The sequence below is a fragment of the Bradyrhizobium sp. UFLA05-89 genome (genome assembly GCF_059803475.1).
The window spans coordinates 1-17,736 of the sequence record NZ_JBANBA010000035.1; the positions used below are offsets into that span (position 1 = coordinate 1).

The following is a 17,736-nucleotide window of genomic DNA, read 5'->3' on the forward strand; positions in this document are numbered from 1 at the left end:
TTCAACGCACGATCGTCGTAGTGCAAGCCAGCGTCGGCACGCTGCTCGTCGATTAGAGGAGCCTCAAGGACATGTCATACACCTACGCAAACTTGCGCGGCAAAATCCTCGCGCTGGCCGGAAACTACACGCTTCGCGGCGTTGAGGACTGCGGCGTTATCTTCCGCTCCGGAGATCCCAGCAACATCATCGTTACGGTGCCTGGCGATCTGCCGGAAGGCTTCAACTGCGGTTTCATCATTTCTGGGACCGGCACAATCACGCTCGCTGCTGGCGCGACGCCCGGCGTGGTCGCGACGAACAAATCGGGCAAAACCGCACTGACCACGCAGTATCGGGCGGGCTCAATTTTCGTCGCGAAAAACAGCAACGGCCGATCGGCGGAATTCCTCGCCGGCGGGGACTTCTCGTAAAAACCCAGAAGGAAGGTAGAACGACAATGCAACTACCAGTTCGACGGAAAAATCCCAGTGCGGCGCCTGCGGCCGGGTTCGAACAAATGACCAAGGGCTTTGGTGAGGGCAGCAAGCTGCTCGACGGCCTTGCGACATCGGTCAAGAACGCGGTCGGCGCGTATCGCACGTCGCTCGAATCGATCGCGCGTGTCGCGACCGACAGCACGTTGACCCCTGGTGCGCAACTCGTACGCCAGGCGGCGGTAACCAAATCGAAAATGAAGCCCGCGTTTGACGCACTGGTCAAAGCACGCGAAACCGCACGCGCAAGCATCACCGGCCATGAAGCGAAGCTATCGGAAGCGCTGCGACCGAAGGCTGGTCTCAGCCTGGAGGATGTCTCGATCGCCGCCGAGACGCGGGCGCATCTCAAAAGCCTCGACTCTGCCGGTCGGGCGAAGGCGTTCAACGCGATACTGAAGGACGGCGATCTCGAAGGCATGCGCGCGATCGCAAGCGTGCCGCCGATGTTGAGCGGACTCGAAGCTCAATCACACGAGCTTGCCCGAGAACGTTTCCTCACGATCATGGAGCCCGAGGCGTTCACCAATCGCAAGACCCTCGCAGAGGCTGAGAGGTTCGTCGCGGCTTTCGAGGATCAGTTGCGGCAGAATATTGCCGATGCGGTCGACTTCAAGACCGCGGCCGAAATCGAAGGCAAGGCGATCACCGAATAGCGGTCCGCGACGATCCCCCGCGGACTGCTCAACCCCGGCGCGGTTGTTTCTCGCCGATCGCGCCGGGGTTCTCAATCCCCAATTCAGGAACAGAAGCAATGCAAATCGGTAAAGTCGTTAAGTGGAGCTGTGAAAGAGGCTTCGGCTTCGTGAGGACGGATGTCAGCAAACATGACATCTTCGTTCACGCCTCGAAGCTGCCCGTCGGCACTAGCGCGCTGGCACCAGGAACGCACATCGCGTTCGAAATTGAGATCTCCGAGCGGACCGGCAAACCGCAAGCAACCAACGTCAGGTTGGCCTGACGATGAGCGAAATCGATCAAGCCGCGGAGCACGCGTACACGCTTCTGCGCGAGCACGTCGAACGGTATCGCGCCGAAATCGTTCGGGAGCCTCTAGCCTGGCGCACTCGCTGCCGGGAACTGGCGGAAGAGCTGGAGTGGATCCTCTTTTGCCGGGATCATCGACTCCCGCGGGCGCCAAAAAAGCCGCCACCGAAATATCCCCCACCGCCGCCATTGCGGCGCTGACAAAACGAAAGGCCCAACGCGGGGGCACGCGCCGGGCCTTTGGATTACTTGGTGACCGCGCCGTTGGAGGGCGCAATCGATGCATCGTTTGTACACGAACAACCTGAAAACTGCAACTTCTTTTCTTCCTGACGCCAAAAAATTCCCAATCCGACCCGACACGAAGCGACCGGCCATCATCGGATGGAAGGCCGCGGCGACGAATGACCCGGCACAACTCACCGGGTGGGCGGAAGAATTTCCCGGCTGTGCCTGGGCGATCGCGTGCGCCGAAAGCGGCTTGATCGGCGTCGAAATCGATATCAAGGCGCGCAAGCTCGCCAGAGACAAAGATAGCGAACAGGCCGGCACCGAACGTGCTTGGGCGGCATGGTTGGAGCTTTGCGCCGAATGGGGCTTTGATGCCCACCAGCGACCGCACGTCATCAGCAAGTCCGGGGGATATCACTTTTACTTTTCAGCGCCGGGCGTAGATGTGAAGGCGCTGGTCCAACGCGGGATAAAGAAGCTCGACGGCTGGCAGCAAGCCTGCGTCGAGACGCGCATCAACGGCTACATGCTGATTCCCGGCTCCGTAATCGACGGGCTTGCATACACTGTTTGTCCCGATGCCCCGTCCGAGCCCTATCAAGCGCCTGCGGGTTTGATCGAAGCCTCCAAAGACGCCCGCGCGCTGAGAAGCACTCCGCCGGATCCGTCCGTTATCAAGCCGGGCAGCTATGACCTGCGCGCCTTCGCAAAATACATGCTCAAGGTGCATCACCAGGTCGGCATGCCCTATGACGTCTGGCGCGCTGCGATTTGGGCCACCGTCGCGCAGTACGGACGTTATGTCGCCCATCAAATCGCCAGTGCGATGCACGACGGGGAGGCGCAAACCACTTACCTGATTGACGATCTTGTCAACCGCGGTCGGGAGGAATTCCGCGAGGGCGACTCGACATTCAACACGCTGTTTCAATTTGCGCATGAGAACGGCATTCGCGACGTCGTGCCGAAATCGGCCGCCGCGATGTTCGGTTGGCCGGCCGCTCCGCTCGACATCGACGCAATCCTGGCCGAGATAGATGCGGAGGCGAAGGTTATTCCTCCATGTCCTGCGCCGTTGCCCGTCGTGACGTCGCCAGCGCTCGCGCCAGGATTGCCGCCGCCGTCTGGCAGTCCTGGCGCCATGATGGCCGCGCGGCTCGCGTGGGAACAGAAACTCGATATCGACACCAAAACCGGAATCGTCGGCAACCTCGCGAACACAGCGTTGATAGTCGAAAACACGCCGCTACTCGCGGACGCGCTGGCGTACGACGAAATGCAGCGGCTGGTCATGCTGCGAAGCCCGATCGATCCTGACGGAGTGTTCGCGCCGCGGCCGATGACTGACAATGACGTCACGATCGTGCAGCGCTGGTTACAGCATAGCGACCGCGGTTCGAACCGGCTCAAGAGCATTGCGAAAGCGACCGTGCAAGACGCGCTGACCATGCACGCGCACAGATGCGGATATCACCCCGTGCGGGACTATCTGCGTGGCCTGCGGTGGGACGGTGGCAAGCGTTTGGCCACGTGGTTGACGCGATATCTCGGAACGCCGGACACGCCTTATGAGGCCGCGGTGGGCGCGATGTTCCTGATTGGCATGGTGGCGCGTATCGTGCGGCCGGGCTGCAAGGCTGATTACATGCTCGTACTGGAAGGCGAGCAAGGTGCGATGAAATCGGGCGCGTGCAAGGTGCTCGGCGGCGAGTGGTTCGACGATTCGTTGCGGGACATCGCCCATAAGGACGCGTCACAGCATCTGCGCGGATTGTGGCTTGTCGAGGTTGCCGAAATGCACGCCATGGGCAAGGCCGACACCGCATTGCTCAAGGCGTTTATCACCCGGACCGAGGAACGCTATAGGCCAAGCCACGGGCGCAACGAAGTGATCGAACCCCGGCAGTGCATTTTCATCGGCACGACCAACAAAGACACCTACCTTCGCGACGAAACGGGTGGGCGCCGGTTCTGGCCGGTCAAATGCGGTGCGATCGACATTGAGGCACTGAAGGCCGACCGTGACCAGTTATTCGCCGAAGCCGTGGCGCAGTTCGACGCGGGCGCGCAGTGGTGGCCAAACCGGGATTTCGAGCGCGAGCACATCGCCCCGCAGCAATCGGCCCGGTATGAGGCGGACGCGTGGGAGGATGCGATTAGCTCTTGGCTGGCCACCCCGGCCGCGCTCGCCAGACCGAATATCACGGTAGGCGAGATCGCCACACACGCGCTGCACGTCGAGAAGGCCAAGCTGGGCAGGGCGGATCAGAACCGAATCATAGCGGTGCTGGAACGGCTCGGGTGGGAACGTGGAAAGCCCACTATGACGCGCAAGCCTTGGGTACGAAGCCGCTGACCAATGACCGACTATGACTGACTTTCCTAGAGACTCTATGGAGAGAAAATACAGGGGCAGGGTACGCGTATAGACTCTAAGGAAAATTGGTCATGTCAGCCATGTTAGTCATGTCGGTCATGCCAATCGCAAATGTTGACAGTTAACATCGGAAGTTGAAAGTTTACAATAATCGCAACGGTATCAATAACTTACCTAAAATTCAAGTCTCGATCGCCAATCGCAAATGTGCATGATGCTTCTGCGGCACTTCAATTTGGGGTTCACAAATGGCTGACGTGGTTCGACTGCTGCGGGAGAAAGGTTTCATCTGCGTCGGTGACGTCGATGCGTACGACGATGCAATCGAGACGTTCGCAAATGGTGGTAGCCGGGCGGAGCTGATCGAGCGCCTGATGAGCTTGGGAATGACGGCTGGCGAAATCCGCTGGCACGCAGAATATCCGGGTCGGCGCATGGTGGCCGTCGCGATCTGAGGCGACACCGATCTTCGAAAGATGCCACAAATTACCTGACTAACTCAGCTATATCGATCCTTATTAGCGGACTAAGCATCCGCTACTCATGTATTTTGTGTAGCAAAATCAATATGTTGAATTGCCTTGTCTGACTCATGTTGCGTAAATGATTATTATGCGATATAGTACAAAAATCATACCCACCCCGAACGAATTCAAATGGCCAAGACCGGACCCGGTAACTGCGGCGTCTGCAACCACGCCGATCGAGCGCTAATCGACCGCGCCCTGGTCGCGCGCGTCCCGCGCAAGGTGATCAGCGAGCGCCACGGCCTGCCCGTGCACGTGCTCAAGCGGCATGCGGCCTTCCACCTTAGCCCGGCTGCTAAAGCCGCGTTGCTCGTGGCTACGGCGCCCACTGGCGTTGATCCTGACGTCCTGGCGCGGCAGGAGGGCAGCGGTCTGCTCGCCGGCATAGCGGCGGCCCGCATGCGCCTACAGAGCGACGCCAACCTGGCTAGGCAAGCGGGCGACACTCAGGGCGCCGTGGCGGCCGAGAGCGCGGCGCTCAAGCACTATCAGACGATCGGGCGCCTGATCGGGCAACTGGTCAACGTGACGCGTACGGAACACGTGCACCTGCTCGCCAGTCCCGAGTTCATGCAGCTACGCGCCGTGCTGCTCGACGCGGTGAGGCCGTACCCCGAAGCGCGCCTGGCAATCGGCCGCGCGCTCGCAAGCATCGAGAACGACGCCGTGGCCGCTATCACCAAGCAACCAGTGACGATTGACGTGACGCCCATCCCGCCGTGCCCGGTGCCGCTGCCATGAGCCTCGCGCGCAACCTGTCTTGGGCCTTCGCACCGGAACTGCTCGCCGAATCGTTGGGCTACACGCTCGACCCGTGGCAGCGCCGCGTAATCGTGGACCGGCCGCGCAAAGCCCTTCTCGCATGCTCCAGGCAGGCCGGCAAAAGCCTGATTACCGCGCTGGCGTGCCTGGAAACCGTCATTAGCCAGCCTGGCTGCCTGGTCGTGCTGGCCGCGCCGAGCGCCCGGCAGAGCAATGAGCTACTGCGCACCATTCGCAGGCTCTATGACAAGCTCCCCGGCGCAGTGCCGCTGAAGAACGATGCGGTGACAAAAATCGAGTGGCCCGATGGCTCGCGGGTAGTTGCGCTTCCGGGGGATGGTGTGACCACGCGCGGCCTCAGTGCACCGGCCCTAATCGCCTTGGATGAGTGTGGCTTTATTGACGGGGAAATCATTCAAAGTTTGTCGCCCATGCTCGCGACGTCGAAAGGCGGCCGTTTCATCGCGCTTAGCAGCCCTGGTCATCGCGACACGTGGTTCGGGCAACGCTGGCATGACACCGCCGACGAGTCGTGGACTCGAATCTCCGTCACCGCGGATCAATGCCCGAGGATCGACAAGCAGTGGCTAGAGGAGCAGCGCCGCGAGCTTGGCGATGTCCGCTGGCGCCAGGAATTTTTCTGCCATTGGGCAACGGACGAAGAGAATCAATTCTTTTCGACCGAATTAATCAACCGATGTTTCGATCCGGAGCTGAAACCGCTATGGCTGTGACACCGCCGCAATACGTTCACGCGCACCATTGGCCGCACCACCGAGTGAAACCCGTCGACAATTGGTATGTCGGCTGGGATCCGGCAAAAGCCAACGACCGCTCTGTGCTGGCCGCGATCCATCACACGGTTACACCGGATGAGGGGCCGGACTGTTGGATTGAGGGCAAAAATTCCTACAAGCAAAAATCAGTCACGCGGTATGACCTTCGATTCCTACACTCGCTGCCGGTCGGCTTGAATTACGTCGACCAGGCTCTCGCGGTTCGGGAAATTCTGTCACGCGAGCCGCTCGACCGCGCAACGTTGATTATGGACGCAACCGGCGTCGGCGCCGCGGTGGCCGATATTGCGCGGTCAAACGGTGGCCTAAAATTCAAGTCGCTCACCATCACTGCTGGTCGCGAACAGAAGCAGCAAAACGCCGACCATTGGCACGTGGCCAAGGGAATTTTGGTCGGGAAAATGATGGCGGCGCTCCAATCGGGTCAGCTGCACGTCGCGGCAGGATTGCCCGAGGGTGAAGCGTTCCGGTCGGAGCTTCAAAACTTCAAGGTCAAGACGTCCGTCACCGGCCAGGAAAGCTGGAACGCAGACACGTCAGACACAGACGACCGCATTCTCGCAACCAGCTATGCGGTGTGGTGGGCAACATCGCGGGCAACGGTGACCAGGGAGCCGCTTGTTTCGTAACGGTCAACGCCAGGTTAGCCGACGGCGACGCTGACGCCGCCCGAAATGAAACTCAGCATGAGAAGTGCCAGCCCAATTCGCTGCAATAGCTGGCGCCTTCTGTTTCGCTTCGACATGGCGTCGATCATTTCTCGGTTGAAGTAGGCGCCCGGTTGCTCGTAGGCGAAGCTTCCGAAGAACAAAAGTAATGTGCCAATTGCGCCCAGCGCGGCTGAAAACAACCCAAACGCCTTGGTGAGTGTCATGGATCGGATCGCATCTCTTGTCTGACTCTTGTACGACCGACTAGCGGCGAGTGTTGGCGAATCGTTGAAAATGCTGGCGAATTCAGTCAGACAAATTGCTCAGATGTTACTTTAACGTAGTCACCTAAGCCTTTGATTTTTTGGCGATCCCGGCAGGGCTCGAACCTGCAACCCGCGGAGTAGAAATCCGCTACTCTATCCAGTTGAGCTACGGGACCGTCTGGACGGCCCCGGGGATGGGGCCCGGCGACGTCTTTAGCACGCCAAATATGAAAAATCCGCGCGTCCGCCAAGCCCGGATCGAACCGTTTTCCTCAGCCGAGCGACAAAGCGAAGCGATGGACGTTTATTGTCCCGGGTCTGCGACAGCGACGCTTGAGATGTTGCGCCCGCGTCCGGGACGGGTCCACCGGCTAATTTTGTCCGGTGCTGCCACAGGCTGAGGCGGCGCCAGGGGCGGCACTTGGATTTGCTTGCCAATGGCGCATGCGACGTTCTGCTATTCTGGTTCCATCGCCTTGAGTCTGTCACCTTTCCGCGCATTTCATCGCCTACGCGGCGCTCGTCCGCGCTCCCGGGAGTCCATCATGATCAGTTTGATTCGCGCCGTCACAATCTGCGCAGCGCTGGCGCTCGGCCTGGTATCGGCGCAGGCCGCCGACAAGGCGTTCAAGCGCGACGATCTCGCGGATGCCGCGATCAAGCTGGAAGCCCAGATCAAGAGCGAGGCCGGGCCGGTCGCCAAGACCAACGCGACCCTGCGCACCGACGCGGATGCCGCCTTCAGGCGCAACGACGGCCGCAGCGGCCTTTCGATCCTCGGCCAGATCGCCGCCACCACGCCGGAGGATGCCGGCAACTGGCTGCGCATTGCCCGTGTCATCTTCCAGATCACCCCGAAGAGCTCGAGCGAGCAGACTTTCCTGCTCGAGCGCGCCTCGACCGCCGCCTACATCGCCTACATGCGCGCCGGCAATCCGGGCGAGGAGGCTGACGCGCTCGCGATGCTCGGCAGGTCGCTCGCCGAGCGGCATTTGTTCCGGCCGGCGCTGGATGCGCTGCGGCTGTCGCTCGACATGCGGGAGGTCGCCGACGTCCGCGGCCAATATGAGAAGCTGCGGGACGAGCATGGCTTCCGGCTGCTCGACTACACCGTCGATTCCGACTCGGCGGGCCCGCGCGCCTGCTTCCAGTTCTCCGAGGAGCTTGCCAAGCGCACCGACTTCGCGCCGTTCCTGGCGCTCGCGGGGCAGGACAAGCCGGCGCTGTCGGCCGAGGGTAAGCAGCTCTGCGTCGACGGCCTGAAGCACGGCGAGCGCTACAACATCAACCTGCGCGCCGGTCTGCCTTCAACCGTGAAGGAGGGGCTGCCGAAATCGGCCGAGTTCAACATCTATGTGCGCGACCGCAAGCCGTTCGTGCGCTTCACCAGCCGTGCCTACGTGCTGCCGCGCACCGGCCAGCGCGGCATTCCCGTGGTCAGCGTCAATACGCCGGCGGTCAACATCAACGTGTTCCGGATCGGCGACCGCAACCTGATCAACACGGTTGTCGACAGCGACTTTCAGAAGACGCTGTCGCGTTACCAGCTCTCCGATCTCGGTGGCGAGCGCGGCGTGAAGGTGTGGTCCGGCGAACTCGCGACCGCGACGACGCTGAACCAGGACGTCACCACCGCATTCCCGGTCGACCAGGCACTCGGCGATCTCCAGCCCGGCGTGTACGTGATGACGGCCGCGGCCAAGGGGCCGGGCAGCGACGACGATTCCCAGCTCGCGACGCAATGGTTCATCGTTTCGGATCTCGGCGTCACCGCCTATTCCGGCAACGACGGCATCCACGTCTTCGTCAACTCGCTGGCGTCGACCGATCCGGTCGGCAAGGCCGAGGTGAGGCTGGTTGCCCGCAACAACGAAATTCTGGCGACTCGCAAAACGGACGATGCCGGCCATGTGCTGTTCGAGGCAGGGCTGGCGCGCGGCGAGGGCGGGCTGTCGCCGGCGCTGCTCACGGTCAGCGGCGAGAAGACCGACTATGCCTTCCTGAGCCTGAAGACCAGCGCCTTCGATCTCACCGACCGCGGTGTTGCGGGACGCGCGGTGCCGGCCGGCGCCGACGCCTTCGTCTATGCCGAGCGCGGCGTCTATCGCTCCAACGAGACCGTGTATCTCACGGCGCTCCTGCGCGACGGGCAGGGCAATGCCGTCACTGGCGGGCCGCTGACGCTGGTGATCGAGCGTCCCGACGGCGTCGAATTCCGCCGCGCCGTGCTGTCGGACCAGGGGGCCGGCGGCCGCACGCTCTCCTTGCCGCTCAACTCGGCGGTGCCGACCGGCACTTGGCGGGTGCGCGCCTTCACCGATCCGAAGGGCTCGTCGGTCGGCGAGACCACCTTCATGGTCGAGGATTACGTCCCCGACAGAATCGAGTTCGATCTCACGTCCAAGGACAAGCTGATCAAGGCCAATGCTCCGGTCGAACTGAAGGTCGACGGCCATTTCCTCTATGGCGCGCCGGCCTCGGGCCTCCAGCTCGAAGGCGACATGCTGGTTGCGCCCGCCGACGAGCGGCCGGGCTTCGCCGGCTACCAGTTCGGCGTCGCCGACGAGGAGACCACCAGCAACGAGCGCACGCCGCTGGAGAATTTGCCGGAGGCCGACGCCAATGGCGTAGCGACTTTCCCGGTCACGTTGGACAAGCAGCCGTCATCGACGCGGCCGCAGGAGGCGCAGATCTTCGTCCGCATGGCGGAGACGGGCGGCCGCGCCGTCGAGCGCAAGATCGTGCTGCCGGTCGCACCCGCGGCCGCGATGCTCGGCGTCAAGCCGCTGTTCGGCGACAGGAACGTTGCCGAAGGCGACAAGGCCGAGTTCGACGTGGTGTTCGTCTCGCCTGAGGGCAAGACGCATCCCCGCGACGGCCTGCGCTACGAGCTCCTGAAGATGGAGTCGCGCTACCAGTGGTATCGCCAGAACAATTATTGGGAGTACGAGCCGGTCAAGTCGACCTCGCGCGTCGCTGACGGCGATCTCACCATTGCCGCCGACAAGCCGTCGCGCATTTCGCTCAACCCGCAGCCCGGCCGCTACCGGCTGGACGTGAAGTCTACCGATGCGGATGGTCCGGTGACGTCGGTGCAGTTCGATGTCGGCTGGTATTCGGACGGCAGCGCCGACACGCCCGACCTTTTGGAAACCTCGATCGACAAGCCGCAATACGCCTCCGGCGACACCATGACGGTGTCGGTGAACGTGCGTAGCGCCGGCAAGCTCACCATCAACGTGCTCGGTGACCGCCTGCTGACCACGCAGACCGTCGACGTCAAGGAAGGCACCGCGCAGGTGAAGATCCCCGTCGGCAACGACTGGGGCACCGGCGCCTATGTCGTGGCGACGCTCCGCCGGCCCCTCGATGCGGCGGCCCAGCGCATGCCGGGCCGGGCGATTGGTCTCAAATGGTTCGGCATCGACAAGCAGACGCGCACGCTCGCCGTGAAGCTGACGCCGCCGGCACCGATCCGGCCGAATGCGGCGCTGAAAATCCCGGTGAAGCTCGACGGACTCAATCCGGGCGAGGACGCCAAGATCGTCATCGCGGCAGTCGATGTCGGCATTCTCAACCTTACCAACTACAAGCCGCCGGCGCCGGATGATTATTATCTCGGCCAGCGCCGCCTGACCGCCGAGATCCGCGATCTCTATGGCCAGCTTATCGACGGCATGTCGGGCACGCGCGGCCAGATTAAGTCCGGCGGCGACGCGGGTGCTGCCGAGCTCCAGGGCTCGCCGCCCACACAAAAGCCGCTCGCGCTCTATTCCGGCATCCTCACGGTTGCCGCGGACGGCACCGCGGAGGTGAGCTTCGACATTCCTGAGTTCGCCGGCACCGCGCGCGTCATGGCGGTGGCGTGGACCGCCACCAAGCTTGGCCGCGCCAATACCGACGTCGTGATCCGCGATCCCGTGGTGCTGACGGCGACGCTGCCGCGCTTCCTGCTCAATGGCGACCACGGCACGGTCAATCTCGAGATCGACAATGTCGAGGGGCAGGCCGGCGACTACACGATCAATGTGAAGACCGCTGGCCCGGTCAAGATGACCGGCAATCCCGCGACCACGGTCAGGCTCGCCGCCAAGCAGCGCAACTCGTTCTCGCTTGCGCTCGATGCAACCGCGGCGGGGCAGGCGACGCTCGATGTCGACATCAAGGGGCCGAACGGGCTTGCGCTCGCGCGGCACTATGCGCTCGACGTCAAGGCGGCGACGCAGGTGCTGGCGCGCCGCTCGATCCGCACGCTGGCGAAGGGCGAGAGCCTGACGCTGACCTCGGACATGTTCTCCGACCTCGTGCCGGGTACCGGCAGCGTCTCGGTCTCGGCGAGCCTGTCGACCGCGCTCGACGCCGCGACGATCCTCAAGGCGCTCGATCGCTATCCCTATGGCTGCTCGGAGCAGATCACGAGCCGCGCCATGCCGCTGCTTTACGTCAACGAGCTCGCGGCCGGTGCGCATCTTGCCATGGACACCGAGGTCGACCAGCGCATCCGCGATGCAATCGAGCGGCTGCTGGCCCGCCAGGGCTCGAACGGCTCGTTCGGCCTGTGGTCAGCAGGCGGCGACGACGCCTGGCTCGATGCCTATGTGACTGACTTCCTCAGCCGCGCCCGTGAAAAAGGCTTTGTGGTGCCGGACGTGCTGTTCAAGAACGCGCTCGACCGCATCCGCAACTCGGTGGTGAATGCCAACGAGCCGGAGAAGGACGGCGGCCGTGATCTCGCCTACGGCCTCTACGTGCTCGCGCGCAACGGCGCAGCTCCGATCGGCGATCTCCGCTATCTCGCCGATACCAAGCTGAACAATCTGGCGACGCCGATTGCGAAATCGCAGCTTGCGGCAGCGCTCGCTCTGGTCGGTGACCGCAACCGTGCGGAGCGGGTCTACGGCGCAGCGCTCGACTCGCTCGCGCCAAAGCCCGTGCTGGAGTTCGGCCGCAGTGATTACGGCTCGCAGCTCCGCGATGCCGCAGCATTGGTTTCGCTCGCCGGCGAAGGCAACGCGCCGAAGGCGACGTTGACGCAAGCGGTGTCGCGGGTCGAGACCGCACGCGGACTGACACCCTACACCTCGACACAAGAGAATGCGTGGCTGGTGCTGGCGGCGCGGGCGCTGGCGAAGGAAAGCCTGTCGCTCGATGTCGATGGCCAGGGCGTCAAGACCGCGCTGTACCGCAGCTACAAGGCGGCGACGCTGGAGGGCAAGCCGCTGAAGATCACCAACACGGGTGATGCTCCGATACAGGCCGTGGTCTCGGTGTCGGGTTCGCCGGTTACGCCGGAGCCAGCCGCTTCGGCCGGGTTCAAGATCGAGCGCAACTACTTCACGCTCGACGGCAAGCCCGCCGACATCAGCAAGGTCAAGCAGAACGATCGCTTCGCCGTGGTGTTGAAGATCACCGAGGCCAAGCCTGAGTACGGTCACATCATGGTGTCCGACTATCTGCCGGCGGGCCTCGAGATCGACAATCCAAAGCTGGTGTCGTCGGGCGACAGCGGCACGCTGGACTGGATCGAGGACGGAGTGGAGCCCGAGGATACCGAGTTCCGCGACGACCGCTTCACCGCCGCAGTCGACCGGGCCTCGGACGCCAAGTCGGTCTTTACCGTCGCCTATGTCGTGCGCGCGGTCTCGCCCGGCAAATACGTGCTGCCGCAGGCCTATGTCGAGGACATGTACAATCCCTCGCGCTACGGCCGGACGGGGACGGGGTCGGTCGAGGTGCGAGCGGCGAAGTGAGATGGGCTCGAACCTGAGCTAGTTCGTATGAGCGAAGCCGCGCAACAAACTCCATCGTCATGCCCTGGCTTGACCCGGGCATCCACGGCCACGCGTGCGGTGGGTGACGACGTGGATGGCCGGGTCAAGCCCGGCCATGACGGCGCGAGGGGAGGCGTCGCACGTATCCTCTCGATAGCCGCGTTTGCGCTTGTCGTTGCAATCGGTGCATTCGTGGCCTGGGTGTATTCCCTCGGCCCGCTGCCGCTCGACGAGGCGCGCGCAGTTTCCACCACCATCGTCGATCGCAACGGCAAGCTCCTGCGCGCCTACGCCATGGCCGACGGGCGCTGGCGGTTGCCGGCCGAGACCAAAGCGAACGTCGATCCGACTTACGTGAAGCTGCTGCTCGCCTATGAGGACCAGCGCTTCTACGCGCATGACGGCGTCGATCCGCTCGCACTGGGGCGCGCCGCGATCCAGCTTGCGACGCGCGGTCATATCGTCTCGGGCGGATCGACCATCACGATGCAGCTCGCTCGGCTGATGGAGCCGCGGCGGCAGCGCTCGCTCCACGCAAAGCTGCGGCAGATCGTGCGCGCGATCGAGCTGGAGCGCAGCCTGAGCAAGGACCAGATCCTCGATCTCTACCTTACACTCGCGCCCTATGGCGGCAATCTCGAGGGTATTCGTGCCGCATCCATCGCCTATCTCGGCAAGGAGCCGAAGCGGCTGTCGCTCGCGGAAGCCGCGCTTCTGGTCGCGTTGCCGCAATCGCCGGAAACACGCCGGCTCGATCGCTATCCCGAGGCGGCGCGCAAGGCGCGCGACCGCGTGCTGGACCGCATGGTCGAGGAGCATCAGATCAGCGCCGATGACGCCAAGCAAGCGAAGGCCGTACCCGTGCCGAAGCTGCGCAAGCCGATGCCGATCCTGGCGCCGCATGCGTCCGATACAGCGCTTTCAACCGTCAAGGACGCGCCGGTCATCAAGCTGACGCTGGACGCCAATCTCCAGAAGGTGCTGGAGCCGCTCGCACGCGACCGCGCCATCGCGTTGGGTCCGAACATTTCGGTCGGCATCATCGTCGTCGACAATGAGAGCGGCGACGTGCTGGCACGCGTCGGCTCCGCCGATTATTTCGACGAGAGCCGGGCAGGGCAGGTCGACATGACCCGCGCATTGCGCTCGCCGGGCTCGACGCTGAAGCCGTTCATCTATGGCCTCGCGTTCGAGGACGGCTTCGTCCATCCCGACAGCCTGATCGACGATCGCCCGGTCCGCTTCGGCTCCTACGCGCCGGAAAATTTCGACATGACTTTCCAGGGCACTGTGCCGGTGAAGAAGGCGCTGCAGATGTCGCTGAACGTACCGGCGATCGTGCTGCTCGACCGGGTCGGCTCCAGCCGCATGGCCTCGCGGCTGCGGCAGGCCGGCGGCAATCTGGTGCTCCCCAAGGACGAAGCGCCGGGTCTAGCCATGGGCCTCGGCGGTGTCGGCGTCACGCTCCAGGATCTTGCGCAGCTCTATGCGGGCCTCGCCAGGCTCGGAACCACGCGCCCGCTGCGCGAAATCATGACCGACAGGGACGTGCGCGAGCCATTGCGGCTGCTTGACCAGGTCGCGGCCTGGCAGGTCGGCAACGTGCTTCTCGGTACGCCGCCACCCGAAAACGCCGCCCACAACCGCATCGCCTTCAAGACCGGGACCTCCTACGGCTATCGTGATGCCTGGTCGGTCGGCTTCGATGGCCGCATGACCATCGCCGTCTGGGTCGGCCGTCCCGACGGCGCGCCGGTTCCCGGTCTGATCGGCCGCGCGGCAGCAGCGCCCATCCTGTTCGATGCCTTCGCCCGGAGCGGAAAGTTGCCGGTCCCGCTGCCCAAGCCGCCGAAGGGAACCCTCCTCGTCAGTAACGCCAAGCTGCCGTTGCCTCTGCGGCGGTTCCGTCCTGTAGGGGAACTCGTGCGCGCTGGCGGCGAGCAGGCTCCCCACATCCAGTTTCCCCTGAATGGTTCCCGGATCGACGTCGACCGCTCGGCCGGCAGCGAGGCTGCCACCATGCCCGTGAAGGTCGCCGGCGGCGTTCTGCCCATGACGATACTGGTCAACGGCACCGCGCTCGGCGAGATCGACGGACGGCGCCAGAGGCTGATCGATCCGCCCGGCCCGGGCTTTGCGCGGCTGACCGTGATCGACGCCACGGGCGCCGCCGACACAGTCGTCATTCGAATTCAATGAGCCCGGCTTAAGCGGTTGTAGGGGCGGTGGTTTCAGCGTATGCGGAACCAATGGTCGAGACCTTTGCCCGCCCCCGTTTCGGAGAGCCCCGCGAGCCGAAAACCCCCGTAAATCCGGGCAACCGGTTCGTGCGCGTGATCGATGCCGTCACCGGCAGCCACGCCCGCGCAATCGGCTTCCTGGTGCTGTGCGCGCTGCTTCTGCTCTTGCCCGGCTTCTTCACGATTCCGCCGGTCGATCGCGACGAGGCGCGCTTTGCGCAGGCGACCAAGCAGATGGTCGAGACCGGCGATTACGTCGACATCCGCTTCCAGGACGACGTCCGCTACAAGAAGCCGGTCGGCATCTACTGGCTGCAGGCGGCCGCCGTTCATACCGCGTCCGCGCTCGGCCTGCCGCGCGCCCAATTGCGCATCTGGGTCTACCGCGTGCCGTCGCTGGTCGGCGCGATCGGTGCGGTGCTGATGACCTATTGGACCGCGCTCGGCTTCGTCACGCGCCGCGCCGCCGTGCTTGCGGCGCTGGTCATGTGCGCGTCCGTGCTGCTCGGCGTCGAGGCGCGGCTTGCCAAGACCGATGCGGTGCTGCTCTTCACCGTGGTTGCGGCCATGGGCGCGATGGCACGGGTTTACCTCGCCTGGCAGCGCGGCGAGGACGAGGCGCATCCGCCGTGGAGCTATCCCGCGATCTTCTGGACCGCAATCGCCGCCGGCATCCTGATCAAGGGGCCGCTGATCCTGATGTTCGCCGCGCTCACCATCATCGTGCTGGCGATCCAGGACCGCGACGCGTCCTGGCTGTGGCGGCTGCGCCCGCTCTGGGGCCTGATGTGGGTGCTGGTGCTGGTGCTGCCCTGGTTCATCGCGATCTTCTGGCGTGCAGGCGATGCCTTCTTCGCCGATTCCGTCGGCGGCGACATGCTGAGCAAGCTTGGCGCCCAGGAATCCCATGGCGCGCCGCCCGGACTCTATCTGGTCCTGTTCTGGATCACCTTCTGGCCGGGCGCGCCGCTCGCGGCGATGGCGGCGCCGGCGGTGTGGCGGGCCCGGCGCGAGCCGGGTGCACAATATCTGCTGGCGTGGCTGATCCCGTCCTGGATCGTGTTCGAAGCGGTGCTGACCAAGCTGCCGCACTACGTGCTGCCGCTCTATCCGGCGATCGCGATCCTCACGGCGGGTGCCGTGGAGCGGCGCGTGCTGTCGCGCTCCTGGCTGATGCGCGGCTCGGCCTGGTGGTTCGCCATCCCGGCGCTCGGCTCGATCATGGCGGTCGTCGGTGCGGTCATGCTGACGCGCCAGCCGGCTTTCGCGGCATGGCCCTTCATCGCGGCGTCGCTGATCTTCGGCCTGTTCGCCTGGTGGCTCTACGACAACAACCGCGCCGAACGCTCGCTACTCAATGCACTGGTTGCGGCGCTGATGCTGGCGGTCGTGGTCTGGGGCCTGGTCCTGCCGTCGCTGACGCCGCTGTTTCCGAGCGTCGAGATCGCGCGCGAATTGCGCAACGTGCGCTGCGTCGGCCCGAAGGCGGCCTCTGCCGGCTATCACGAGCCGAGCCTCGTCTTCCTGACGGGAACGTCGACCCTCCTGACCGATGGCTCGGGTGCTGCCGACTTCCTCAAGCAGGGCAACTGCCGCTTTGCGTTCGTCGAGCAGCGTTCCGAGCGCAGCTTCGTCCAGCGTGCCGAGGCGATCGGGCTTCGTTACCGCGTTGGCTCGCGCATCGACGGCTACAACTTCTCGCAGGGGCGCGCGATCTCGATTGCGATCTTCCGTTCGGAAGGGTCCGAGTAAGATGTCCGCCGACGTCGCACATCGCCCGAGCTACGGCGCGCAATTGCTGACGGTCTCGGGCCGCGCACTGGCACAACTCGTCCGTGCTCCCTCGCATTCGCGGCGCGCCGAAGCGGCGCGCCGGCTGGCGCTGCATTCACTCTGGCTGAGTGCGGCCGGCGCGACCCTGATCATCGCGCTGATGGTCGTGTTCGACATGAGCGAGATCCAGATGATGCCGGCGCGCGGCACGCCCGGCCTGTGGCCGATCAAGATCCTCACCGATTTCGGCAAGGATGAGTATGTGCTGACGGCGCTCGCCGCCGCGCTCGTGACTGTGGCACTGATTGCGGCCGGCCGGCACGGCACCTCGCGTGCGCTGCTGCTCGGCTTCGGCACGCGGTTGCAATTCATCTTCTTTTCCGTGCTCTTCTCGGTGCTGGTCGGCGAGGTCCTGAAATACGTCATTGGCCGCGGCCGGCCCTTCGTCGGCGGCAAGGCGAACGCGTTCAATTTCATTCCCTTCAGTGGAACGGAAGCCCATGCCAGCCTGCCTTCCGGCCATGCGGTGACCGCGTTCGCATTGGCCTTTGCCGTCAGCGCAGTGTGGCCGCGCCTGCGCGTGTTCATGTTCACCTATGCCATCGTCATCTTGCTGACGCGGCTGGTCCTGCTGGCCCATCATCCGAGCGACGTCGTGGCCGGCGCTCTGGTCGGCATCGTCGGCACCATGGCGGTACGCTACTGGTTTGCGGCACGCCGGCTCGGCTTTGCCATCAGCAGCGACGGGGTGATCGTGGCGCTTCCAGGGCCGGTATTCACACGCCTCAAAAGGGTTGCCCGCGGGGCATCCGCCCCATAAAAGCGGCTGCCTGCTGACCGGACCGGTTCCCGCCGCGGGCCCATTCCAACCACGAGCAT

The 17,736-nt window shown here is 64.0% G+C and carries 13 protein-coding genes and 1 tRNA gene; 12 read left to right on the forward strand and 2 right to left on the reverse strand.

Annotated elements, in window-relative coordinates:
• The first annotated feature begins 92 nt into the window (after positions 1-92).
• From SO139_RS19630 to SO139_RS19665, 8 genes are all read left to right on the forward strand, one after another.
• Complete coding sequence (locus tag SO139_RS19630) at positions 93-413, forward strand: hypothetical protein (RefSeq protein WP_498540403.1); 321 nt, start codon at positions 93-95, stop codon at positions 411-413.
• An 86-nt stretch (positions 414-499) separates the two neighbouring features.
• Entirely contained in the window at positions 500-1,132 is a 633-nt protein-coding gene (locus tag SO139_RS19635) for a hypothetical protein (RefSeq protein WP_498540404.1), read from the forward strand.
• A gap of 98 nt (positions 1,133-1,230) precedes the next feature.
• Complete coding sequence (locus tag SO139_RS19640) at positions 1,231-1,437, forward strand: cold-shock protein (RefSeq protein WP_498540405.1); 207 nt, start codon at positions 1,231-1,233, stop codon at positions 1,435-1,437.
• Positions 1,438-1,743: 306 nt separating this feature from the next.
• The gene (locus SO139_RS19645; protein ID WP_498540406.1) at positions 1,744-4,050 is read left to right on the forward strand and encodes a VapE domain-containing protein; all 2,307 of its coding nucleotides are present in this window, start codon (positions 1,744-1,746) and stop codon (positions 4,048-4,050) included.
• A 269-nt stretch (positions 4,051-4,319) separates the two neighbouring features.
• On the forward strand, positions 4,320-4,526 hold the full coding sequence (locus SO139_RS19650; protein WP_498540407.1) for a hypothetical protein: 207 nt from the start codon (positions 4,320-4,322) through the stop codon (positions 4,524-4,526).
• Positions 4,527-4,727: 201 nt separating this feature from the next.
• A complete protein-coding gene (locus SO139_RS19655; RefSeq protein WP_498540408.1) occupies positions 4,728-5,339 on the forward strand; it encodes a hypothetical protein in 612 nt (203 codons plus the stop codon).
• Positions 5,336-6,094 (forward strand): terminase large subunit domain-containing protein, encoded by a 759-nt coding sequence (locus SO139_RS19660; protein ID WP_498540409.1) that lies wholly within the window; start codon positions 5,336-5,338, stop codon positions 6,092-6,094. Before SO139_RS19655 ends, SO139_RS19660 begins: the two co-directional genes overlap by 4 nt.
• Positions 6,085-6,786 carry a hypothetical protein gene (locus SO139_RS19665; RefSeq protein ID WP_498540410.1) on the forward strand — a complete coding sequence of 234 codons (702 nt, stop codon included), beginning with the start codon at positions 6,085-6,087 and terminating at the stop codon, positions 6,784-6,786. Before SO139_RS19660 ends, SO139_RS19665 begins: the two co-directional genes overlap by 10 nt.
• 14 nt (positions 6,787-6,800) lie before the next feature.
• Here SO139_RS19665 and SO139_RS19670 read toward each other — a convergent pair whose 3' ends face one another.
• Positions 6,801-7,031 (reverse strand): hypothetical protein, encoded by a 231-nt coding sequence (locus tag SO139_RS19670; RefSeq protein ID WP_498540411.1) that lies wholly within the window; start codon positions 7,029-7,031, stop codon positions 6,801-6,803.
• Positions 7,032-7,172: 141 nt separating this feature from the next.
• A tRNA-Arg gene (locus SO139_RS19675) sits at positions 7,173-7,249 on the reverse strand.
• Positions 7,250-7,618: 369 nt separating this feature from the next.
• On the opposite strand from SO139_RS19675, the gene SO139_RS19680 reads away from it, so the two are divergent.
• From SO139_RS19680 to SO139_RS19695, 4 genes are all read left to right on the forward strand, one after another.
• A complete protein-coding gene (locus tag SO139_RS19680) occupies positions 7,619-12,823 on the forward strand; it encodes an alpha-2-macroglobulin family protein (protein WP_498540412.1) in 5,205 nt (1,734 codons plus the stop codon).
• Positions 12,824-12,934: 111 nt separating this feature from the next.
• A complete protein-coding gene (pbpC, locus tag SO139_RS19685) occupies positions 12,935-15,043 on the forward strand; it encodes a penicillin-binding protein 1C (RefSeq protein ID WP_449381020.1) in 2,109 nt (702 codons plus the stop codon).
• Positions 15,044-15,093: 50 nt separating this feature from the next.
• Positions 15,094-16,836 (forward strand): ArnT family glycosyltransferase, encoded by a 1,743-nt coding sequence (locus SO139_RS19690; RefSeq protein WP_498540413.1) that lies wholly within the window; start codon positions 15,094-15,096, stop codon positions 16,834-16,836.
• A gap of 1 nt (position 16,837) precedes the next feature.
• Positions 16,838-17,677, forward strand: a complete 840-nt coding sequence (locus tag SO139_RS19695; protein WP_474800776.1) for a phosphatase PAP2 family protein — start codon at positions 16,838-16,840, stop codon at positions 17,675-17,677.
• Positions 17,678-17,736: the final 59 nt, after the last annotated feature.